21 protein-coding genes are annotated in these 21,590 nt (G+C 61.4%); 8 read left to right on the top strand and 13 right to left on the bottom strand.

Annotated elements, in window-relative coordinates; genetic code table 11:
- Positions 1-12 precede the first annotated feature (12 nt).
- Complete coding sequence (locus tag Q9K02_RS01835) at positions 13-504, top strand: FKBP-type peptidyl-prolyl cis-trans isomerase (protein WP_305931342.1); 492 nt, start codon at positions 13-15, stop codon at positions 502-504.
- Positions 505-787: 283 nt separating this feature from the next.
- Entirely contained in the window at positions 788-1,465 is a 678-nt protein-coding gene (locus Q9K02_RS01830; RefSeq protein WP_305931341.1) for an NnrU family protein, read from the top strand.
- Between the two features lie 72 nt (positions 1,466-1,537).
- Here Q9K02_RS01830 and Q9K02_RS01825 read toward each other — a convergent pair whose 3' ends face one another.
- From Q9K02_RS01825 to rpe, 9 genes are all read right to left on the bottom strand, one after another.
- Positions 1,538-2,335 (bottom strand): crotonase/enoyl-CoA hydratase family protein, encoded by a 798-nt coding sequence (locus Q9K02_RS01825; RefSeq protein ID WP_305931340.1) that lies wholly within the window; start codon positions 2,333-2,335, stop codon positions 1,538-1,540.
- A gap of 117 nt (positions 2,336-2,452) precedes the next feature.
- Positions 2,453-2,893, bottom strand: a complete 441-nt coding sequence (locus tag Q9K02_RS01820; protein WP_305931339.1) for a hypothetical protein — start codon at positions 2,891-2,893, stop codon at positions 2,453-2,455.
- An 11-nt stretch (positions 2,894-2,904) separates the two neighbouring features.
- On the bottom strand, positions 2,905-4,827 hold the full coding sequence (dxs, locus tag Q9K02_RS01815; RefSeq protein ID WP_305931338.1) for a 1-deoxy-D-xylulose-5-phosphate synthase: 1,923 nt from the start codon (positions 4,825-4,827) through the stop codon (positions 2,905-2,907).
- Between the two features lie 76 nt (positions 4,828-4,903).
- Positions 4,904-5,365 carry a Fur family transcriptional regulator gene (locus Q9K02_RS01810; protein ID WP_278329093.1) on the bottom strand — a complete coding sequence of 154 codons (462 nt, stop codon included), beginning with the start codon at positions 5,363-5,365 and terminating at the stop codon, positions 4,904-4,906.
- 37 nt (positions 5,366-5,402) lie between these two features.
- Entirely contained in the window at positions 5,403-6,083 is a 681-nt protein-coding gene (gene msrA / locus Q9K02_RS01805) for a peptide-methionine (S)-S-oxide reductase MsrA (protein ID WP_305931337.1), read from the bottom strand.
- Positions 6,083-6,214, bottom strand: a complete 132-nt coding sequence (locus Q9K02_RS01800) for a hypothetical protein (protein WP_305931336.1) — start codon at positions 6,212-6,214, stop codon at positions 6,083-6,085. Before Q9K02_RS01800 ends, msrA begins: the two co-directional genes overlap by 1 nt.
- A gap of 112 nt (positions 6,215-6,326) precedes the next feature.
- Positions 6,327-7,913 (bottom strand): bifunctional phosphoribosylaminoimidazolecarboxamide formyltransferase/IMP cyclohydrolase, encoded by a 1,587-nt coding sequence (gene purH / locus Q9K02_RS01795; RefSeq protein ID WP_305931335.1) that lies wholly within the window; start codon positions 7,911-7,913, stop codon positions 6,327-6,329.
- A gap of 5 nt (positions 7,914-7,918) precedes the next feature.
- Positions 7,919-9,781, bottom strand: coding sequence for a heparinase II/III family protein (locus Q9K02_RS01790; protein ID WP_305931334.1), 1,863 nt, complete (start codon positions 9,779-9,781; stop codon positions 7,919-7,921).
- The gene (gene rpe, locus Q9K02_RS01785; RefSeq protein WP_305931333.1) at positions 9,778-10,440 is read right to left on the bottom strand and encodes a ribulose-phosphate 3-epimerase; all 663 of its coding nucleotides are present in this window, start codon (positions 10,438-10,440) and stop codon (positions 9,778-9,780) included. The genes Q9K02_RS01790 and rpe overlap by 4 nt, the downstream gene beginning before the upstream one ends.
- A 117-nt stretch (positions 10,441-10,557) precedes the next feature.
- Here rpe and Q9K02_RS01780 point away from each other — a divergent pair, with 117 nt between their 5' ends.
- Together Q9K02_RS01780 and Q9K02_RS01775 are read left to right on the top strand one after the other, a co-directional pair.
- Positions 10,558-10,707 carry a hypothetical protein gene (locus Q9K02_RS01780; RefSeq protein ID WP_305931332.1) on the top strand — a complete coding sequence of 50 codons (150 nt, stop codon included), beginning with the start codon at positions 10,558-10,560 and terminating at the stop codon, positions 10,705-10,707.
- Positions 10,708-10,789: 82 nt separating this feature from the next.
- The gene (locus Q9K02_RS01775; protein WP_305931331.1) at positions 10,790-11,290 is read left to right on the top strand and encodes a DUF2141 domain-containing protein; all 501 of its coding nucleotides are present in this window, start codon (positions 10,790-10,792) and stop codon (positions 11,288-11,290) included.
- On the opposite strand, the gene Q9K02_RS01770 is transcribed toward Q9K02_RS01775, so the two are convergent.
- Positions 11,281-12,177 (bottom strand): hypothetical protein, encoded by an 897-nt coding sequence (locus Q9K02_RS01770; RefSeq protein WP_305931330.1) that lies wholly within the window; start codon positions 12,175-12,177, stop codon positions 11,281-11,283. The two genes, Q9K02_RS01775 and Q9K02_RS01770, sit on opposite strands and share 10 nt — an antisense overlap.
- Positions 12,174-13,214: a diacylglycerol/lipid kinase family protein gene (locus Q9K02_RS01765; RefSeq protein WP_305931329.1), complete on the bottom strand. Its 1,041-nt coding sequence runs from the start codon at positions 13,212-13,214 to the stop codon at positions 12,174-12,176. The genes Q9K02_RS01770 and Q9K02_RS01765 overlap by 4 nt, the downstream gene beginning before the upstream one ends.
- A gap of 273 nt (positions 13,215-13,487) precedes the next feature.
- On the opposite strand from Q9K02_RS01765, the gene Q9K02_RS01760 reads away from it, so the two are divergent.
- The 4 genes from Q9K02_RS01760 (at position 13,488) to Q9K02_RS01745 (ending at position 17,218) form a co-directional block, all read left to right on the top strand.
- Positions 13,488-14,651 (top strand): tyrosine-type recombinase/integrase, encoded by a 1,164-nt coding sequence (locus Q9K02_RS01760; RefSeq protein WP_305931328.1) that lies wholly within the window; start codon positions 13,488-13,490, stop codon positions 14,649-14,651.
- A gap of 19 nt (positions 14,652-14,670) precedes the next feature.
- Entirely contained in the window at positions 14,671-15,387 is a 717-nt protein-coding gene (locus Q9K02_RS01755; RefSeq protein WP_305931327.1) for a hypothetical protein, read from the top strand.
- A 110-nt stretch (positions 15,388-15,497) separates the two neighbouring features.
- Positions 15,498-15,671, top strand: coding sequence for a helix-turn-helix domain-containing protein (locus tag Q9K02_RS01750; RefSeq protein WP_305931326.1), 174 nt, complete (start codon positions 15,498-15,500; stop codon positions 15,669-15,671).
- A complete protein-coding gene (locus tag Q9K02_RS01745; RefSeq protein ID WP_305931325.1) occupies positions 15,668-17,218 on the top strand; it encodes a hypothetical protein in 1,551 nt (516 codons plus the stop codon). The genes Q9K02_RS01750 and Q9K02_RS01745 overlap by 4 nt, the downstream gene beginning before the upstream one ends.
- A gap of 186 nt (positions 17,219-17,404) precedes the next feature.
- Here Q9K02_RS01745 and Q9K02_RS01740 read toward each other — a convergent pair whose 3' ends face one another.
- On the bottom strand, positions 17,405-18,787 hold the full coding sequence (locus tag Q9K02_RS01740) for an AAA family ATPase (protein ID WP_305931324.1): 1,383 nt from the start codon (positions 18,785-18,787) through the stop codon (positions 17,405-17,407).
- A gap of 400 nt (positions 18,788-19,187) precedes the next feature.
- The gene (locus Q9K02_RS01735; RefSeq protein WP_305931323.1) at positions 19,188-21,542 is read right to left on the bottom strand and encodes a MobA/MobL family protein; all 2,355 of its coding nucleotides are present in this window, start codon (positions 21,540-21,542) and stop codon (positions 19,188-19,190) included.
- Positions 21,543-21,590: the final 48 nt, after the last annotated feature.

Here is a 21,590-nt window from a genome sequence, read left to right as displayed (position 1 = left end):
GTGACCATAGATATGCGGACGACTTTTCTCGCTTTGGGGGCGGCGGCGCTGGCGGTCGGGTTCCATACCCTGTCGGCACAGGACGGCCCGCCCGACCGCTCGCAGGACATCGCCTGGATGAATGCGCAACAGAGCTATCTCGCGGGTCTGAAGGCCGAAGACGGCTGGCGCTACGAGCCGGGCGGCCTGCGCTGGCGCTATGTCGATTATGCAGGCAGCGAGCGCAGCCCGACCGTCGTGGACACGGTGACGGTGCATTATGCGGGCACCTTCATCGACGGGGAGACCTTCGATTCGAGCTTCGACCGGGGCGAGCCGGCGACCTTCCCGCTCGGCCGCCTGATCAAGGGCTGGCAAGTCGCCATCCCGAAGATGGGCGTGGGCGACACGATCGAAGTCGCGATCCCGGCCGAACTGGCTTACGGCGTAGAGGGCAAAGGCCCGATCCCCGGCGGTGCGACGCTGCTGTTCAAGGTCCAGCTGATCGATTTCGAAAGCCCCTGACGCCGGGCGACAGGTTGGCGACGAAGGCGACGCAGTGTCGCCCCGGGGTGACCGATCCAAAAACCGGTTATCTTTATCTTTTTCCCCAGGCCGGGGTGATCATTGAAAGCCGTCTCGCCCCCCGGGGGGCATGCTTCGATCGTTCTGCGCCTCAGCCGATATCCGTACACCGTGGCCCGGACTGTAGGAAAGGGCCCTACCCCATTCGTCCGACGCAACGTGGCGCTTGCAAAAGGGTTTCGATCTGCTACCTATGTTGACGCTGTAAACATAGGAGTGGGTGATGGATCAAGCTCTCGTTTCGCTTCTCGCTGCGTCGGTGGCGCTGGTCGGCACGCATTTCGCGCTGTCGCATCCCCTGCGCGCCCCGCTTGTCTCGGCGCTGCGCGAGGGCGGCTTCATGCTGGTTTACAACGCGGTCGCCATCGCCTGCATGGTGTGGATGTATCTCGCCTTCAAAGACGCTCCGTCGGCCGATCTGGGAGGGTCGGGCGAGCTGGGCTGGGCCGTCGCGACGCTCCTCACCCTTCCTGCGCTGGCGCTGTTCCTCGGCGCGATGACCCCGCGCAATCCGGCAATGCCTACGCCCGGAGCGGAGGCGGCAGCGCGGGCGGGACCGGCGGGAGCGTTTCTCGTGACGCGCCATCCGATGATGTGGGGCTTCGCCCTCTGGGCATTGTCGCACATCGTGCTCTGGTGGAGCATGCGGACGCTGATCGTCGCCGGAGCGATCCTCGTCCTCGCGCTGGTCGGCGCCAAGCTGCAGGACGCGAAGAAGCGCAGCCAGATGGGCGATGCGTGGCTCGCATGGGAAGCCGAAACGAGCTTCGTCCCGCGCCTGTCGAAGCTTGGCGCGCTCGGCTGGAAAGGCTGGCTCGCGGCCCTGCTCGCCTGGGGCGTGCTGATGTGGGTGCACCTGCCGCTGGGCGGTATCCCGGCGGGTGTGTTTCGCTGGGTATGACCGTCCTCAAGTAGCGAAGCGGTAGGACGACGAAGATGTCCTCAAGTAGCGAAGCGGTAGGACGACAAAGACTCAGCTACCGGTGAAGTTCGGAGCTCGCTTCTCGATCAGCGCGCCCACGCCCTCCATGTGATCCTCGGTCAGGTGCATCAACGCCTGCGTATTCGCCGCCATTTCGAGTGCGGTGTCATAGCTGACCGAGCGCCCCTGCCGCATCAGATTCTTCGCCTGCCGCAGCGCGTGCGGGGGCATGGCTGCGACCTTGCTCGCGAGCATGCGGGCTTCGTCCATCAGCGCTTCGCCTTCGACCACGCGGCTGACGAGGCCCCAATCCTGCGCGGTCGCGGCATCGATCACGTCGCCGGTGTAGAACAGCTCCGCCGCCCGCGCCTCGCCGATGATGCGCGGGAGGATCCAGGTGCCGCCATCGCCCGGGATGATGCCGAGCTTGAGGAAGGTAACACCGAACTTCGCCTTGTCACTGGCAATGCGCATGTCGGCGAGGCAGGCGAGGTCGCAGCCGAGCCCGATGGCTGGGCCATTCACTGCCGCAATCAGCGGGACACGCAGGCTGTAGAGCGCGCGCAGCACCTTGTGGATGTTGTTGCGATAGCCATCGGAGATTTCCGGCGCGGTCCCGCCGAAGGTCCCGGTCCGCTCCTTCATCGCCTTGATGTCGCCGCCCGCACTGAACGCCCGCCCTGCCCCGGTCAGGATCACGCAGCGCACATCCATGTCCGCATTGATCGCATCGCAGGCCGCAGCGAAGGCATCCCCGTCGCCCGATGCCCCGAGCGGGTTCATCGTGTCCGGGCGGTTGAGGGTGAGCGTGGTGACGTGGTCGGCGGTATCGATGGAGAGCAGGGTCATGGGCGGAAGGTCCTTTCGCCCAACTCCATGCCACTACCCAATCACTTCGTCACCCCGGCCGCCGAGCCGGGGTCAAGCTACCTTCGAGCGCGACATTGGGAAAAGCGGAACCCCGGATCAAGTCCGGGGTGACGGTTCCGTCGGACTCATGTCGAGCCAGCGGCCGTAATTTCGGATCGTCCCTGGCCAATCGTTCGGCCAATTCGGAAAGTTGCTTTCGTGAAATCCGCGCTGTTCGGCCCAGTCTCGTGGCCAGTCCATCGCTATGTCATCCTCGTCGATCTTCAAATCGAGGATGAGATCGTCGTCAGGGTGCGGAGTAAGTCTCGGCTCGACGTAGAATACTGCTTTCTCCCAAAGGAAATCCGATACTTCCGGAGAGCAATCCTCTTCCATCATTGCAATAAACTGCTGCTTCGTCGGGTTGGGGCGGCTGGCTTCGACGCGTCGGTGCGCCCTTCGAATGCTCCAGAACCCATAAAGCATAGCAATGCTAAGCGCAGAAATGACCCACAACGTGACTGCGAGCCATTCGGGAATGCTCAGCAACTCACCCACGCTGCGCTAAGTTAAGCCCGCGCCTCTTCCACCCCGGCGCTGTTGTGCCGCAGCGCGTTCAAAACCGTATCGACGATGTGCGGCGCGTTCAGACCCGCCTCGTCGTACTGCTTCGCGGGATCGTCCTGGTCCTGGAACACATCGGGCAGGCGCATGGTGCGCACTTTCAGCCCCGCGTCGGTCAGCCCATTGTCGCTGGCATAGGTCAGCACATGCGCGCCGAGGCCGCCGATGGCCCCTTCCTCGACCGTGACCACGACCTCGTGACTGCGCATCAGCTTTTCGATCAGCGCGGTGTCGAGGGGCTTGGCGAAGCGCAGGTCGGCGACCGTGGTCGACAGGCCCTTTGCCTCGAGCTGGTCGGCGGCCTTCTTGGCCTCCTCCAGCCGCGCGCCGAGCGACAGGATGGCGACCTTCGAACCCTCGCGCACGATCCGGCCCTTGCCGATCTCGAGCTTCTCGAGCTTCTCAGGGATCTCCACGCCCGTGCCGCTGCCGCGCGGATAGCGGAAGGCGATCGGGCCGTCGTCATATTCGGCGGCAGTGTAGGTCATATGTGCCAGCTCCGCCTCGTCGGCGGCGGCCATCACGACCATATTGGGCAGTGTGGCAAGATAGGTGATGTCGAAGCTGCCGGCGTGCGTGCAGCCGTCGGCCCCGACCAGCCCGGCGCGGTCGATGGCGAAGCGCACGGGCAGGTTCTGGATCGCCACGTCGTGCACCACCTGGTCGTAGGCGCGCTGGAGGAAGGTCGAATAGATCGCCGCGAAGGGCCGCATGCCTTCCGCTGCCAGGCCCGCGGCGAAGGTCACGCCGTGCTGTTCGGCGATACCGACGTCGAAGGCCTTGTCGGGATGCGCCTTCGCGAATTTGTCGACGCCCGTCCCGCTCGGCATGGCGGCGGTGATGGCGCAGATGCGCGGGTCCGTATCGGCCAGCTTGGCCAGCGTTTCGCCGAAAACATTCTGGTAGGCGGGCGGACCGCCGGAGGACTTCTTCTGCTCGCCGGTGACGACATCGAATTTGGCGACGCCGTGATATTTGTCGGCGCTGTTTTCGGCCGGGGCATAGCCCTTGCCCTTGGTCGTCACGACATGGATCAGCACCGGACCCTGCTCGCTGTCGCGCACGTTCTCCAGCACCGGGATGAGGTGGTCGAGATTGTGGCCGTCGATCGGGCCGACGTAATAGAAGCCGAGCTCTTCGAACATGGTCCCGCCGGTCACCATGCCGCGGGCATATTCTTCCGCCTTTTCGAGGCCGCCCCATACGCGGCGGCCCATCTTGCGGGCGATCTTGGACGCCATGGACCGCAAGCCGAGATATTCGCTGCTCGACACCATGCGCGCTAGATAGGCGGACAGGCCGCCCACCGGCGGAGCGATCGACATGTCGTTGTCGTTGAGGATCACCACGAGGCGGTTGCCCGCCTGCTCGGCATTATTCATCGCCTCATAGGCCATGCCGGCGCTCATCGCGCCGTCGCCGATCACCGCAATGCCGCGGCCCGGGCGGTTCTGCATCTTGTTGGCCATGGCGAAGCCCAGCGCCGCGCTGATGGAGGTGGAGCTGTGCGCCGCGCCGAAGGGGTCGTATTCGCTCTCCGCGCGCTTGGTGAAGCCGCTGAGGCCGCCGCCCTGGCGTAGGGTGCGGATACGGTCACGGCGGCCCGTCAGAATCTTGTGCGGATAGCACTGGTGCCCGACGTCCCACACCAGCTTGTCGGTCGGGGTATCGAAAACGTAATGGATCGCGGTGGTCAATTCGACCACACCGAGACCCGACCCGAGATGCCCGCCGGTCGTGCCCACGGCATCGATCATCTCTTCCCGAAGTTCGTCGGAAAGTTGGCGCAATTGCTCTTTCTTGAGCTTGCGGAGATCGTCGGGAGTGTCGACCGTGTCGAGCAGCGGCGTCTTGGGACGGGTATTCATACGAATGCCTTACACCCGCATATCCGACCTGTCGATGAACGGTTTGACAGGCGAATGACCCGCTTCGCCGCCTGTGTCAGGCCGCGCAATCGTCGCACAGGCCCCTGAGTTCGACCACCGGCCGCACATCGGTAAAGCCCGCCGCCTTGCCCGCATCGCGCAGCGTGCCGGTTACGCGTTCGTCGTCGAGATGGGTGGCTTTCCCGCAATCGTCGCAGATCAGGAAGATGCAGTCGTGCCGGCAGCCTGGATGAGTGTTGACGAGGTAGGCGTTGGCGCTCTCGATCCGGTTGGCGAGGTTGTTGCGCACGAACAGGTCGAGGATGCGATAGACGCTGTTGGGCGCGACCCGCTTCCCGCGCGAGGCGGAGAGGTTGTCGGCGATGTCGTAGGCGCTTGCGGGCCGGTCGTGCTTCGCGAGTTCCTCGAACACGGACTGGCGCATGCCGGTCCACTGCTCGCCATGCTCGGTGAGTGTGTGGCGCGCCGCATCGATCAGCGCGTCGCCTTCATGCTCTTTGTGGGAATGGCCGCTCATGGTGCGAGAGGTAAGCCCGCCCTGCAAAGCTATCAAGTCAGTTCGGCTGGAACTTCGCGCTGTAGACGCCCGGATACATCGCCTTCAGCGCACGGACCTTCGGCGAATCCCAGCGCACGATATAGCCGTGGCGAGGGTTCTTCAGCATGAAATCCTGATGATAGGTTTCGGCATCGTAGAAAGCCTGCGCCCGCTCGATCTTCGTGACGATCGGCTTGTCCCACAGCTTCGCTGCCTTCAGCTGGCCGAGATAGGCCTTGGCGACCGCGTTCTGCTCCGCCGACAGCGGGACGAGGGCGTTGCGATAATGTGCGCCGGTGTCCGGGCCTTGGCGGTTGAGCTGGGTCGGATCTGTGACGACCGAGAAGAAGATGCGCAGCAATTGGTCGTAACGGATGACCTTGGGATCGTAGACGACCTTCACGGCCTCTGCATGATCGGTCACGCCGCTGGACACGAGCTTGTAATCGGCCTGCCGCTCTGTGCCGCCGTGATAGCCGGAAACGGCGCTCTTCACGCCCTTGACATGGCTGAACACGCCCTCGACGCCCCAGAAGCAGCCACCGGCGAAGATCGCGGTCTTGAGGCCGCTGCCTTCCTGCGCGATGCGCTTGGCCTGCGGCGCCTCCACCACCGTTTCGGCGGCAATGGCGGGCTCCATACAGGCGCTTGCGCTAAAGGAGAGCGCAGCGGCGAGGAGGATCGCGCGAAGCTTCATCAGAATATCGATGCCACGAGCTGCGGGACGACGGCAAGTATCTCGCCGCCACTGGCGATAGCGATGGCAAGGGCTCCGGCAGCGAAACCGATGCCGAAGTTGCGATAGAGGTCGGGGGTGAAGAGTTGCATGGTGGGTCTTTCGTCAGTCTTGCCCACATGGTTACACCTGCCGCAATTGCGACATGCTTAATGCGATGGTTGTGAACTATTCAGCCGATCAGCCCGCAAGCTGAATGGGTCCTCAATGGCGGAAGTGACGCATTCCGGTGAAGACCATGGCGAGCCCGCGTTCGTTGGCGGCGGCGATGACCTCGTCGTCGCGGATCGAGCCGCCCGGCTGGATGATCGCTGTCGCGCCCGCTTCGGCGGCAGCGAGCAAGCCGTCGGCGAAGGGGAAGAAGGCGTCCGATGCCACCGCGCTACCGACGGCGCGGCTTTGGTCCCAACCGTATTTCTCTGCCGCTTCGGCAGCCTTGAGCGCGGCGATGCGTGACGAATCGCGGCGGTTCATCTGGCCCGCTCCGATTCCGGCGGTGGCGCCGTCCTTGGCATAGACGATCGCGTTCGACTTTACGTGCCGCGCCACTGTCCAGGCGAAGAGGCAATCCTTCAATTCTTGCTCGGTCGGTGCGCGTTCGGTCACGACCTTCAGCTCGGCCTCGCTGATCGCGCCATTGTCGCGCGTTTGCACCAGCAGGCCGCCGGTAATCGGCTTGACGCTCAACCCGCCGCGGCGCGGATCCGGCAGGTCGCCGGTGACCAGCAAGCGCAGGTTCTTCTTCTTGGCGAAAGCCTCGCGCGCCTCATCGGTTACGGAAGGAGCGATGACGACTTCGGTGAAGATCTCGCAAATCGCCGCCGCCGTTTCACCGTCGAGCTCGGTGTTGACGGCGACGATGCCGCCGAAGGCCGAGACGCTGTCGCACGCCAGTGCTTCGTTCCACGCGTCAAGCAAAGTCGCGCCTTGCGCCACGCCGCAGGGGTTGGCGTGCTTGACGATGACCACTGCGGGATCGCCGCCCTTGAATTCGGCGCACAGTTCCAGCGCGGCATCGGCATCGTTGTAATTGTTGTAGCTGAGCTCCTTGCCCTGCAGCTGCTCGGCCTGCGCGATGCCGCGGGCATGGGGGCCGACCGGCGTATAGAGCGCGGCCTTCTGGTGCGGGTTCTCGCCATAGCGCAGCTCGACCGGCGCCTTGCCGTTGACGGCCAGGAAATCGGGGAAGGTCTGCTCCTGGTCGGCGAAAGCGAACCACCGGCTGATCATGCTGTCGTAGGCAGCGGTTGCGGCAAACGCCTTGGCCGCACATTTGCGCCGGAAATCGAGACTGGTCGCGCCGGTCGCATCCAGTTCGCCGATCAGCGTATCGTAATCCGCCGGATCGGTGACGATGGTGACGAACTGGTGGTTCTTCGCGGCGCTGCGCACCATGCTCGGCCCGCCGATGTCGATATTCTCGATGACCTCGTCACGCTCTGCCCCTTTCGCCACGGTCGCTTCGAAGGGGTAGAGATTGACCACCACCAGATCGATCGCGCCGATCTCGTGCTTTTCCATCGCGGCGGCATGGTCCGGATTGTCGCGCACGGCGAGAAGGCCGCCATGCACCATTGGGTGCAGCGTCTTGACCCGCCCGTCCATCATCTCGGGAAAGCCGGTGAGGTCGGAAACGTCCTTCACCTCCAGCCCCGCTTCGCGCAGCGCCCTGGCCGTCCCGCCGGTGGAGACCAGTTCCACATCCTTGGCGGCCAGTGCCTTGCCGAGCTCCACCAAACCGCTCTTGTCGGACACCGAGAGCAGTGCCCGCTTGATTGCCACATCCGCCATTGATTTCACCCCATGCGTTTGAGCAGCCAGGGGAAGCGCCCCCCGCTGCGCGGCGTCAGTCCTTCGACGACCAGCTGTTTCGTCGCCCGCGGGCGGCCATGGCCATCGACCCACAGGCTGTCTTCGAGCGTCATTTTCGCCTCGCCGCTATCGCCGCCGAGCCTAAATTGCCAGTAGGTCCCATCGGGCAGGGCGAGGCCCGCGCCGCGATTGTCTTCCGACAGTCCGGCCTCGATCCCGTAACCAAGATGGAAACGGATCGCGAAGGCGATCTTGCCGCGCTTGCCTTCCTTGCCCGACGGTTCGAGCAGGTCTTCGCCGCGCAATTCCTCGCCATCTGCCGAGAGCAGCAGGATGCGCCGGTGCAGCAGGCCGTGGCGCGCGGCATAGCCATTGTGTGCCGCTTCCAGCCGCGTAGCGTCGCGCCCGCGCTGTTTCACCACGGTGCGGGCGATATCGACTTCCTCGACGCCCTTGCCGATCTGGCCCTTGATCAGCACGGCGGTAGAATTGGCATCGTCGAGCACCAGCGTCGAATGCGCGGCCGTGCCGCGCAGGCCCTGTTCGATGCGGATCGGCACCTGCCCGCCCGCCAGCTCCGCGCCGCCGCAATTGACGATGATGCGTTGCTGCTTCGCCGAGAATTCGAAGGCCAGCGTCGAGGCGCAGCCGTGGCGGGCGTGGCGCGGGCGCGGCGGCGGGGCGGCATCAAGCAGCAGCACACTCTTGCCGGCATCGACCCGCTGGTATCCCCAGTGGCGCGTATCCTTGGCCGGGCGGGCGCGCACGCCGGTAGCTTCGATCAGCGCATCCAGCCGGGCGGCGGAGGTCTTGCCTGCGCCCTGCCAGCTGCCGAGCGCCCGGTCGCCCATGCGCAGCGTGAGCAGCGGCGGGACCAGCAGCGCGATCATGGTTTCGAGCGCGGCGGGAGGGTCGCGATCGACCGCATCGTAACACGCCTTGAGATCGACCAGCAGCGCGATCGCTTCCATCTGCGCCAGCGGGCTGCGCGAGAGGACCCCGCCATCGTCGCTCACCAGCTCGCCGAGCGCGCGGAGCAGGCCGGCTTCGCTATAGAGCCGACGCGGGCGGCCATCGGGCAGCAGTAGTCCGGCTGCGGTAATCGCGCACCAGCCTGCGACCTGGCCCAGCCGGTCATCGGCGCTTGTCACATTGCGATCGAGCCAGCGCGCGGTCGTTTCCATCTGCTCGAGCATCTTGGCTCTCGTTGCGGGGTCGCCCGACAGGATCAGCGGCGCATGCACGAACCAGCCGAGCAGGCGCAGGCCCGCATTCTCGACGGTCCAGGCCGCGCCCTTGCCCGGTGCCGGATTGGCTTTGAGCCATTTGCGCAAGGCACGTTCGGCAATCGGCGCGCATTCCTCGCGCGGGGCGCAGGCCGACAGGTCCCGCAGCCAGGTAAAGCCATGCACTACGCGCAGAAACGGCGGAGTCAGCGGCGCGGAGCTGGCGAAATCGACCTTGTCGATCGGCGCCTTGAGCCCATGGACCTGCAGTTGCCCTGCCCTCAGCGCCATGCCGGCAGCCCGGTCGCCCTCCAGCGGCGACATGACCGTGCCGAGCATCCGCGGCGCAGCGGGCTTGCGCAGAGGCGCCGCCAGCAGGCTGCCGGGCACGCCCAACCGGTACGCCCAGCGCAGCGCGGAATCGACCGGTCCGGCCTGCGGCGGCTTGAAATCGGAAAGGGCGAGCGCACGTCCGGGCTCCTGCGGCACGTCATTCGCCGCAACAGCCTCGCCATCGGTGACCAGTGGTTCGTCCGCATCGCCCAGCGGCAGGGCGAGCGCATCGGCGGTGTCGAGCGTACGGTCGTCCTCGCGCAGCAGCGTGTGGACGCCTTCCGTCACTGCCCGCCCTTCAACGCGGCGATGTTGGCGGCATATTGCCCCGGCCCGCCCTTGAAGGTGGCCGAACCGGCGACGAGCACATCCGCGCCCGCATCGACGCACAGCCGCGCGGTTTCTTCATTGACGCCGCCATCGACTTCGAGGTGGATATCCCGCCCGGTCCTGTCGATCATCTTCCGGATCGCCTCCACCTTGCGCAGCTGCGAATGGATGAAGCTTTGCCCGCCGAACCCGGGATTGACGCTCATCACCAGCACGAGGTCGACTTCGTCGATGAGATAGTCGAGCATCTTGGCAGGCGTGCCCGGATTGAGCACCACGCCGGCCTTCTTGCCCAGCCCGCGGATCGCCTGCAGCGTGCGGTGGATATGCGGCCCGGCCTCGGGATGGACGGTGATGATGTCCGCCCCCGCTTCCGCGAAAGCTTCGAGATAGGGGTCGATCGGCGCGATCATCAGATGCACGTCGAACGGCTTGTCGGTGTGCGGGCGGAGCGCCTTCACCACCGCTGGGCCGATGGTGATATTGGGCACGTAATGCCCGTCCATCACGTCCACATGGATCCAGTCCGCCCCCGCCTCGTCGATGGCGCGGACCTCTTCGCCCAGCCGCGCGAAATCGGCCGAGAGGATGGAGGGGGAGATCAACGGTTGGGTCATACGGGCGCGGGCCTTGGTCGCGTGTGAGCCTCGGCCAGCCCTACGCGCGCGAAACGGCGGTTAACAAGCGAGCCACCATGCCTTTTCCACATCGCGCGATGCGCCTAGGGTCGGTTTATGACCACGCCGCGCAAGAGCGCCCTGGATCTCGTCGAAACCGAAATCGACTACGAGGTCCCGTCGGTCGATCTCGACGCGACCGCCTGCGGCCTTCCTGAACACCGTGCCCTTGAAAAGTTCAGCCGCAATTCAGAGCTGTCCGGTTAGAGAACGGGGCATATCGAAGGTGCGTGGATTACGCACCCGTTCCGCCCGCGACCGGGCGCGATTGACGACAACAGGGATTGTTATGACACGCCGCTTGAAGACCTTTACCGGCCTCGCCGCCACTGCTGCGATCGCCGCCGGCACACTCACCGCGCCTGCCGCCGCGCAATATCGCCAGAAAATCACCGAAAATCCGGCAAAATGCGCCGCTGGCGCAGGGCCCGCCGTGCGCGTGACCATTACGGGCATCAAGGAATCGAGCGGTACGATCCGCGTGCAGAGCTATCGCGGAACGAAGGAAGACTGGCTCGAGAAGGGCCGCTGGATCAACCGCATGGAAGCGCCTGCACGGGCCGGTACGATGACCTTCTGCATGCCCGTGCCGCGGCCCGGGACATACGGCATCGCCGTACGCCACGATGTCAACGGCAATGGCGAGACCGACATTTTCTCCGACGGCGGAGCGATGTCGAACAATCCCAGCATCAACATCTTCAACCTCGGCAAACCGAGCTACAAGAAAACCGCCTTCAATGTCGGATCGGGCGTCGAATCGATCAGCATCCGGATGCGCTATCGCTGAGCGCCGCGTTTACGCCAGAGTTCGACCAGCGCTCCCGGCGCCGCGAGCAGCGGATGCTTTGCGCGGAATGGCGTGACTTCGAGCGCGATGCCGGTGTGCCGGTGCAGCTTCCAAGCGGCATAGTCAGCCGCGCCTTCGAAGGTCGTCGTCGCCTTGGCCAGCCGCAGCAGGTTGAGTGCCTTCCCCGCGCGCGCGCGAGCCTGCCACCAGCGCAGGATCTCGGCTTTCCGGCGCTCGGCAAGTTGGGGCGACAGTCGCTCGCCATCTTGCGTGAATTGGATCCCCTGCGCCTCCCACGCCAGCGGCAACAGCCCGACGAAATGCGCCCGGTTGGCCGACAGGATCGAGTCCTCGCGCCCCGGCTTCTCCACGCGGAACTCGGCTCGATAGGTGGCCCGGAACAGCGCCCGCCAGAAATCTCCTGCCGTTCCGCTCTCAGGACCGAGCGCAGCGGCCAGCCGAGCCGCGGTTTGCGCCGCTTGCGATACGGCTTCGGCTATCGCCACGCTCGGCGCGTCGTCGCTCGCCCAAATCAACGCACTCGGCTGGACGAACCGCGCCCAGATCGTGGTGTCACGCGATGCCCCACGCGCCGCCTTGGCAAATTGCTCGAGCGATAGGGTGGCGATCTTGGCCCGCAGGACCTCGCCGCGATAGTCCCACTCGCGATAGCTCACGCGCGGCCAGATCCGCTCTCGCTGCGGCCCCGGCAACAGGACGTAAAAGTCGAGCACTCCCTCCAGCGACCCGGTCCGCAGGTTCGAGCCGTAGAAGAGCACGCCGAGCGCGTCCGCCTCTTCGCCGAGCATCCTCGCATAGGCGGCCACTTCCTCGCGTACATCGCGCGCAAGGCTTTCACACACCCGCTCGCCCAGCGTATCGGTCACGGTGCGATGAAGGTCAGGTCGGGCCCCTGCCCGACGACGTAGGTGCCTGCCGGGAAACTCTCTCCGTCGAGGATGACCGGCTCCCCCACTTCGATCGCGAAGCTTTCCGCAGAGAGCTGATGGAAGCCGCCTTTCGCCAGCCATTCGGGTCGCCAGCCCAGAAGGATTGCCGGGGCCATTCCCATGATCCGCCGCCGTGCCGTATCGAGCACAGCCAGCCTGATGCCCTCGCCACCTGGCGCGAATAACTTGATATCGAGCGGCATTTTTTCGAGCGTGCTCGCCAGCACCAGCGTGCGCCGCCCGGGGTCACCATGCTCCGACCGCGGCATCGGCTCGCCGGACGGCAGATAGGTCAGCTTCGTCGGCGTGCCGCGCCGCCACCGGTTGGTATCGCTGCCGAACAGCGCCTGCAGCACACCCCATGACCCCGTTGCCCCGACGGCGAGCGAATTGAAGAACCCGAGGTCATGCGCATCCTGCCCGACCTCGACCCCGAGCGTGAAAGCGCCGCATCCGAAGATGAAGCCGAGCATCGGGGTGTCGTCCGCGCCCTCGCGCTTCACGGACAGCGGACGGCGCACAATCCGGCGGCCGGTCGCATAGGCGTCGATCGCGTCGGGCAGGTTCCACCCGGCGGGTGCGCCCAGATCGACATTGAGGGCGTTGGTCTTGCCCTTGGGCAGGATGGCGAGCGCAGGCCACGTCTCGCCGAACACGCTTTGCCCCATCGTCAGCACATCGCGCACGGTCCCGTCGCCGCCATTGATGATGAGATAGTCGATGCCCTGCTGCGCAAAATCCGCAAGCGCGCTGGCGATATCTTCGCGCCGGTCTGGCTGGGCCACGGTAATGCCGGGCCGCTCGGTACAGTCGAGATCCTGGCCCTTGTTGCGATGGCTGCGCGGATTGTAGATCACGCCGATCTGCGGCTCGCGCGAAATCGACGCGCCGCTGCCTCTGGTCGGCGCGGCAGGGCGCCCCTCGGCTGCTGCGGTCATCGCCAGCGGGTCGAAGCGGTAGACGGTGTGATCCATGGTCGCCCGGAGCCTTAACCGTTTAGGCGGGCTTATTCCTAGAGGTAAAAGAGTGCGAACGGGCTCATGCTTGCGCCGAGGTGTGTGAACCGAAGCGACAGCCAGAGCGAAAACATGGCGCACCCGACAGGTCTATAACTGTCCATTCGCTGACCTTCGCCATCCTTCGCATGGCATTGAAAAAACAGAGCAAATGCTCAATAAAATTTCGCATTCCTTCGTTGCGTTTCGCCTCAAGCCGCCCCATAGTGTGGGAACGAATGAGGGAATGGCATGGCTAAACTGACCGCATTGGCGGTAAAAAATGCGAAGCCCGGTCGACACGGGGACGGAGCTGGGCTGTACCTTTTGGTCAAGCCTTCAGGCGCAAAATCATGGGTTCTTCGGGTTCAAAAGCACGGGAAGCGCCGCGACATCGGGTTGGGCTCTGTAGCTGCGCTCACCTTGGCGGAGGCTCGCGAAAGAGCGGCGGAATTGCGGAAACATGCTCTCAATGGTCGTGACCCGGTAGCCGAGCGGGACCGCGACATTAGGCCGACACCTAGCTTTCGTGAGGCGACTATCGAGACCCATGCTGCTTTGAAACCCAGCTGGGTAGAGAAGAATGCGGCAGCCTTTTTGACCTCGCTCGAAACCTACGCTCACCCAACGTTGGGGGATCTACGCGTTGACTCGATCAAAGCCGCTCACATCCTTTCGGCGCTTACACCAATTTGGATCGCGAAACCGGAACTCGCCCGAAAGGTCCGCATGAGGATCGGACAGGTCCTTAACTTTGCCCACTCGAAGGGCTGGCGTGCAGCAGAAGCGCCAAACAGGGCAGTATCCTTGGGCTTGCCGAAACAACCAAAGGGGCGAAACTTTTCGGCGATGCCTTATGAGCAGGTGCCCAAGTTTGTCGCTGGACTGCAAAAAAATTCGCCCACCGCAGGCCGCCGCGCGCTATTATTCTTGATACTTACCGCCGCGCGTCCAGGAGAAGTACGCCATGCACGCTGGGAGCAGTTTGATCTCGCAAAGTCAGATTGGAATCGCCCCCCCGAGATCATGAAGGAAAGAGAGGCTCATACTATTACACTCAATGCGGCAGCGGTCGGCCTATTGAAGGAACTACAAGGCTCCCAACTGCCATCGAAGAACGGCTTGGTTTTCCCTGGAGCACGTGGAAACCCTCTAAGCGACATGACGATGCGGAAAGTCTTACGCGACGCCGGACTTCCTTTCGATGCACATGGGTTCCGTAGTTCATTCCGAGATTGGGCGGCCGAGCAAATGCCCGCCATTCCCGACGCAGTTGCTGAGGCTGCGCTCGCGCATGCAGTCCCGGACAAAATTGTCCGAGCATATCGCCGCACCAAATTCGTATCGATGCGACGCGAGCTACTTGAGGCGTGGGCGAAACATATTTTCGAGGGCCAAGATATTGAACAAAGTTAGACCAGCACGAGCGATCGAGATGGTCCAAGCATGTACTGATTTACCGCAGGAAGCAGCTGCAGGGTGGCTGATATCTCGTGCCGCACAGGGAACATTGAAGACGACTGCGCGATCCGAGGAGTGGGTTAGACCCACCCTTACTTTGGGCGGCGAACGAGAAGCTTACGAGGACTGTTTGGCGATTTTTGATGGAAATGAGCTACAGGCTTATTTGCAATTCGCCATCGATTTGCATGAGGATGGCATTCCAATAACTTGGGAGCGGGTCTCAAGCACCAATGTCAAGATTCCAGCCTTATTTTGGTCATGGCGTGAGGGCAGTGAAGAACTCTGGGACCACGGTTCATTTCTCGGGCGCGATGAGAGGCTGCCCGACTTCAAATATCAACTATTGTGCATAGAGTTCGATCTAGCCTGTCTTCAGAAGCTGCTCGCGCCCTATCGGCCACATCAGGAGCTTGATGAGACAAACATCGTGCGCCTTTTTCCAGGACCTTCCGACTTTGATATTGATGAGCTTAGAAGTTCTCGCCGCCGCCGGGGTCGCCCCAATATCGACGACTCTCGTCCATTAAAGAAGATGGTTGAGTTGTTGCAACGCGGCGAAGTGGAGACGCACACTGGCGCAGCAAGGGCTGTCTTGTCGTTAGCCGAAAACTGGGGAGGTGAAGCCAGCACAATTCGTCGGTTAACCCGGAAATTGAAGACGGAATTGGACAAAAATAGACAAAATTAGTCTCATGAATTTATCCATTTAAGTACGAAGCCAATCGCGAAAACGTGTGAATAATGGGGAGCGGTCACGAAGGATCGCTCATCTGCGGTCCCAACTATGGAGGACTGCACATGGAACCCATCACCGTCACGATTGAGGGCGCTAAAGCGCTCTTGGGGGTTGGAACTACAAAGCTCTATGAACTGATCAACGCTGAAGAGATTCAGACTGTTAAGCTCGGTCGTCGCACCCTCGTGCGCGTCGACAGTATTCGCAGCCTTGTAAACCGGCTTGCGCAGAAATGACCGTCAACGAGCAAAGCGGAGAGCGCCCCACCATCAAGACCCAGGAAGGCTCGCTGCACATCGTTGCTGATGAGGCAGAGCTGGCGTTGCGGAATAACGGCGCCCCATTCTACGTTCGGTCCGGCTTGGTACGTCCAATTGTCGACACCACAACTGCATCGCACGGTTACAAGACCAAAGTGCCTCGGATCAAGGACGTCTCGATCGACTACATGCGCGATCAGATGAGCAGATCGGCACAGTTTTTGCGGTTTCATCAATCCAGGCAGTCGTGGGTCCCGGTGGACCCCCCCAAAGATGTCGCTTCGGTGATTCTCGCAAGAGAGGGGGAGTGGCATTTCCCTCAACTATCGGGCGTCATCACGACTCCGACGCTGAGGCCCGACGGCTCGATCCTCTCCAGCCCTGGCTATGACGAGCAGACACAGTTACTTCTGCTTGATCCCCCAGAATTGCCGGCAATTCCAGATGCTCCGACCAAAGATGATGCATTGGCCGCATTGCGACTTCTCGATAGCCTTCTTGACGAATTTGCGTTTGTGGATGCTCCGAGCCGAGCAGTCGCGTTGTCCGGATTTCTTAGCACTGTCGCCCGCGGGGCTCTTCTCGTCGTACCGATGCATGCAATGAAGGCGCCTACTGCTGCGAGTGGTAAATCTTACGGAGTTGATCTTTGGTCTGCGGTCGCCACGGGAGATAGAGCTCCTGTGATCGCTGCAGGTGCTGGGGAAGATGAAACCGACAAGCGTGTCGCAGGAGAGCTGCTGAAAGGTCAGCCGATAATCAATATCGACAACGTGAACGGTAAACTGGGTAGCGACGCTTTGTGTCAGATCGTGGAGCGACCGGTGATCTCTCTCCGCATTCTTGGGACTTCTCGAACCGTATCGGTCGAAAACCGAGCGACTGTGTTTTGCAACGGAAATAATATTCAGCTCGTCGGAGACATGACGCGGAGGGTGGTTACATGCTCCTTGGATACGAACCATGAGCGTCCGGAGCTGCGCAAGTTCAAAAGGGATCCGTTTCAGGATATCTTGTCCGACAGGGGCCGCTATATTGCTGCAGCTCTCACTGTAGTGCGTGCATACATAGTAGCCGGCTATCCCAACCTTCTAAATCCTCTTGCCTCGTTTGGGGATTGGAGCCGGTTGGTCCGCTCACCACTCGTCTGGCTTGGTTATGCGGACCCTGTGGAAACCATGTCCGAGACTCGCGCCACTGACCCTACCATCGTCTTGTTGTCACGCATGTTATATTCCCTTGAAAAGGCCGTTGGGGAGAAATGGCTCACGACCGGTGAGGTCATCGAGCTGGCTAAGAGCAGCGATAATCAGGGGAAGCGCATCTACCCGGACCTTTGCGAGGCGCTTTTGGAGATCAAGAATTCCAGCGAGGGCGAGATTTCCTCGAGAGATCTCGGGATTTTCCTTGGCCGCCATAAGGACCGTGTGATCGGTTCCCTCAAACTACTCGCGAATTTCGACGCTCATAAGAAACAGCAGAAGTGGTGTGTCCGATCGGTAAATGTGGTTGCCGATAGTTGATGATGATAGCGGGTAGTTGCGGGTAGTTGCGGGTATCCACCAGCTATACATAGGCCATGTAAAACCGGTCCTCAGAGGACGCGCGCATGCTCCACCACACCCGCAGTTACCCGCAGTCCCTGCATGAGAGCGAGATGTCCAAACAAGTCCCAACTTACCGAGGCGAATGGCACCCGCTCACGGTCATCAAGGCTCTAGCGGTTTGCTTCCAACGTAAATGATGTTGTTTGAGTGAAGGTCGAATGGCGCTTTATACTCCGATGGCCTAGGAACCTCTGACCCAGGCTTCCGCTCCTCATCGACCAACATCTTGTCACTAGAGCTCAAACGGGCGATCGTCCGCGTCGCCATCTGCCCCCCTCGGTATCCGAGCTCAGCGACATTCACGAACGTGCGCGCAACATCTACGGCAGTTGCAGTAACGCCCGCCCCTAGTGCGCTGGCTGCATTTCCCCCTGACCGATACTTGCCCCACGCCGCATTTGCTCCGCGGATGATGGCGACGATGCCCACGCCACCAATGCCTGTAGAAATGCCGTCGAGAAGCGTGTCGCCAAAATCGATGACCGATCCGCCCAGTGCCAAGTCAACAGCTTCTGTGAGATCGAGGTCGGAATAGCCGATGTCGATACCACCGGTAAGTTCAGCTACCTCCGTCGTCGTTACGACAGGAATATGGTCGGCGACGCTTTCGACGTAGGCGGCATTGTCGGTCGCTTTAATTTGGAAAGCGACCCCATCTATCACAATGTCCGTATCCGGATGGTTGAAATTCGCGAAGCGTTCACCGCCTAACTCATTCTCGACCAAGCCCTCGAAATAGGAACCCTTGGTTAGAGCGGCCAGGCCGGCGAGAGACTCTGCTGACATAGACAGAGATTCTTGCCAGATTTCTAGGTCAGTCAGTGAGGCATAGTTCCCATTGACGTCGCGAAGTGCATCATAGACGCTTCCCGCCTGATCCAAGTCCATCGCCACTGAAACTGGCACTGACATTGCAGCTGAAATCAATCCGACACTTAAGGCATGATCCGGTTCAAATTGGTGATGATGGCTGGCGGGGATAGCTTCCGATGCCAGTTTTTTGGCAGTCGAAAGCCGCTGATCAACCAGCCTCAAGAGGTCTTCATATTCCTGCTCGGTGGCGATCAGTTCTGAGTTTGCGGAAACGTTCGCTAACGCCGCCTCTAGAGCCTTAATCTGATCCCTAGCGTTGCGCAGTTCCTTCCGCCCAGGGCGCGTGATTGTTGCCCATGCTTTCAGAAATTTCTTTTCCAGAGCCTCTTCGAATTGCCGGTCCGCTTCGGCGACGAGCTTTCGGAGGTGGGACAGCGCTTGTTCGAGTTCCAATTTTGCGCGGACATGGGGTTTACTCTCATGCTGGCGGCATAATGCATCCTTAACTAGCCGGTCCGCTTCTTCACAAAGCTGAGCGATATTGGCGGCACGCTTTAGCCTGGCCTCTCGATCCAAAAGTTCTTCGAGACGCCGAGACAGGCGAGGCCAGAATGTTGATATCACAGCTGCAAAATCTGAGTTTGAGTCGGCTTGATCGGCGAGTTCGTTCATGCAGCTTCTTAAGCTAGACGAGTCTCCGAGCTTGAGGGCACCGTCCGCCTTGGCCTCGAATGAGGCAAGTCGACGAATCCGGGCCCCTAATATGAGACGAACAGCCACCGTAGCGAGGAGCCCCATCAATGCGATGATACGGACGGGCTCTAAATGCGCGAACAGCACTTGTTGAGGATCGTATACACTGAGTGCGACGAGCGATGTGAAGAGGAGGCCGAGCCCGATTGCGATAGTGGTCGCGACCCGACGCCTTAAACCCAGCCTGCGCTTAACAGCCCTCAATTGATCGAAGTGTTCTTCGTGCGCCACAGGCTGCCCCCTCATTCAACAGGAGGCTTGGCAAAGAACCTTATTTTTCTCAAGATTTTCTATGGAAATTTGGCCGAAGAGAGAAGCTCTATCGTTTGCCTCGGCCTCCGGTGTTTTCTTGATGCCTTTTGAGCAGTGCGGCCGAGTAACCCGGATCATCAGCCTTCGCATCCCGTAGCAATTTTAGTCCATCGCCCTTCGCGGTGAGGTCGAAGGATGAGCTTACTGTCTCCATCGCTTTTTTCTGATCGAGCGACTCTCGACCAGCCCATATCCTATCGGAGGCCTTGTAAGCCGCCTGCAGGTCAGGATGGCCTTGCCACGAGTTGGCGATTTCAGCCAAGTCGGCGCTGGCTGTTGTTACTTCCCAGCGCTCACCATTCCAGAAGACTGGCCGCACGCCTGCACAGTCTATCTCTTTCATGATCCGCGCCCGCAAGCGCTGATCGTGTTGCTCGCACCGTGCGTCATTGGCAGCGGCCGCCTCTCGCTGCTCGATTTCAAGATTGGCGCGAGCCCTATCCGCGAGCGCCTCCTTCACAAGCGGCTCCTCGCTGAACACGTCTGCACTGATTTTCCAGTCGCCTGCGCTTTCTCTGGATAGTCTCAAGCTACCATCGTGTTCTTCGATAATGACACCCGGATTGTCTCGGATGAAGGTTACAAAATCTCGAATGGTTAGGTCGCGCGCATGGTTGGCCGCCTCTTTCTCCGACGCAAGCTTGCTGTCGAGGTCAATCAGATCAGTCTTCTCGGATCGTGCGGGGATAGCCTCGATTGGCTCCGAGCCTCTCTCTGGTCCATCCTGTGCCCCTGATTCCGAGACGATCGGCTCTTGCATGCTCGCGCATGACCGTTTGAGAAGCGGATGATCCGCATAAACCTTCAAATGCAGCAAAGCGCGCCGGGCATTCGACTCTGTTTCGGCCAGATCCGCTAGGGTCTGGTGACCGTGCTCTTCAAGCAATCGAATGGCCTGGGCGACGCGCTCATGCTGAATCGATGCGATCTTCTTCAGCCGCGCCTGAGCGAGGGGTGCGAAGCCTGATGAGCTCAGCATCAGATATTCGTCTTTGCTGATACCCCGCACGGTAAAGTGCTTCTGACTCTCAGTGGGGGGCAGAACCACGAGTTCCCTAAGAATGCGATCCATGAGATTGTCGAACTTGGCCCGGGATTGGTCTTCACCTTTGGGCCCAATATCCATCGCCGAGGATATCGGCTGATCCTGCATAATCATTTTTTTCGCAACCGAACTGTCAGCTATGAGGTAGGGCTCTACCTCAGTGCTGAGCGCACGAATTTTCTTCCGGGCGGTATGCACTTGATCGACGATTGGATTGATTTCGCCGAGGCTTCGCTCCTGAATGGCGAGGATCTGGTCGAAAAAGCCATCCGCTTCTTCCAATCGAGCCTCGATAAGGGCTCGGTCCTTCCGGTCCCTCGCTGATCCCTTGCCCGCATCCAGTGTTGCCAGAATTCTTGAGCAGGTGTCGGAAACCTTCTCAGGTCTTGCATATGCCATTTCGAGAATGGTTCGAAAAAACGCAATCTCATGCTCGTTATCGTCGAGGACCTTACTCGCTTCTGCCAGTTCGCGCTCAAACTTCAGCAAAGCACTTTTCTCGTTACTCGGTTCGAGAGGAGCGGCGGCGCTCGCAATTTTTTTACGAAGGTTCTGCCTTTCGCACCGCGACGCCTCACATTCCTTCCGCTCTTGCTCTAATCGAAATGACCACAGGATTTCAGCGTTGCTCATGCCAACAGTTGTGGCGATGCCGGCAGCTTCGAGCGGGGCAGCTCTCGGGCCCAATGGCTGCGTAGGTTCCTGTTCGATTCCCATCTGCGTATATCGACCAGGGTCAAACTGCCGCTGGACGCCGACCTTCGTCAGTTCTGCATTGCAGATGTCGGCGAAGTGCTCCCGCATTCGGGTGACGACCAGTGCGCGGTGATCGCGGTAATTTGCCGCTCCATCGGTACGCGCCAATTCGGAAATCTTGGGCTGGCGATGCGGGTAACGATAACGGTTGTGCTGGCCCTCGACCTTCTCTCGCACCTCGAAGTCCCAGCGGCCGTCGGGCAGTTGCGAACACGGACGATCATAATAGGTGATGTGGAGGTGATGATTCCTCTCATCATTGTGTTCGTCGGGCGCGTGAATCGCTGCCGTGTACATAACCCCGAACTCTGCGAGGTACTGGCAATATGCCTGCGTAATTCTCACCCGGGCCGCTGCGTCAATTCCGTCAGGAAATTCTGCCGTCAGCCGGAACTGGGTTCGACCGCCACGCCCCTTTGATAGACGGATAGGCAGCCGCTTACGGTCCCAGGGACCGACTATTGATGCAGCAGCTTTCTTAACCCTGGCACCTTCGACTAGGTCGACCTCCAAGATCGCATCGCCTTTAACCTTCGAGGTTCCGGCAGGGATTTCAGCCATGCGAGCCGCAATGTCCCGCACTTCAGCCCCGAGGCCTTCCGAGCTGGC

Origin of the sequence: Qipengyuania profundimaris (genome assembly GCF_030717945.1) — a bacterium.
Classification (GTDB): domain Bacteria; phylum Pseudomonadota; class Alphaproteobacteria; order Sphingomonadales; family Sphingomonadaceae; genus Qipengyuania; species Qipengyuania profundimaris.
The sequence above is the reverse complement of the archived record's forward strand: the minus strand, read 5'-3'. Positions and strand labels throughout refer to the sequence as shown.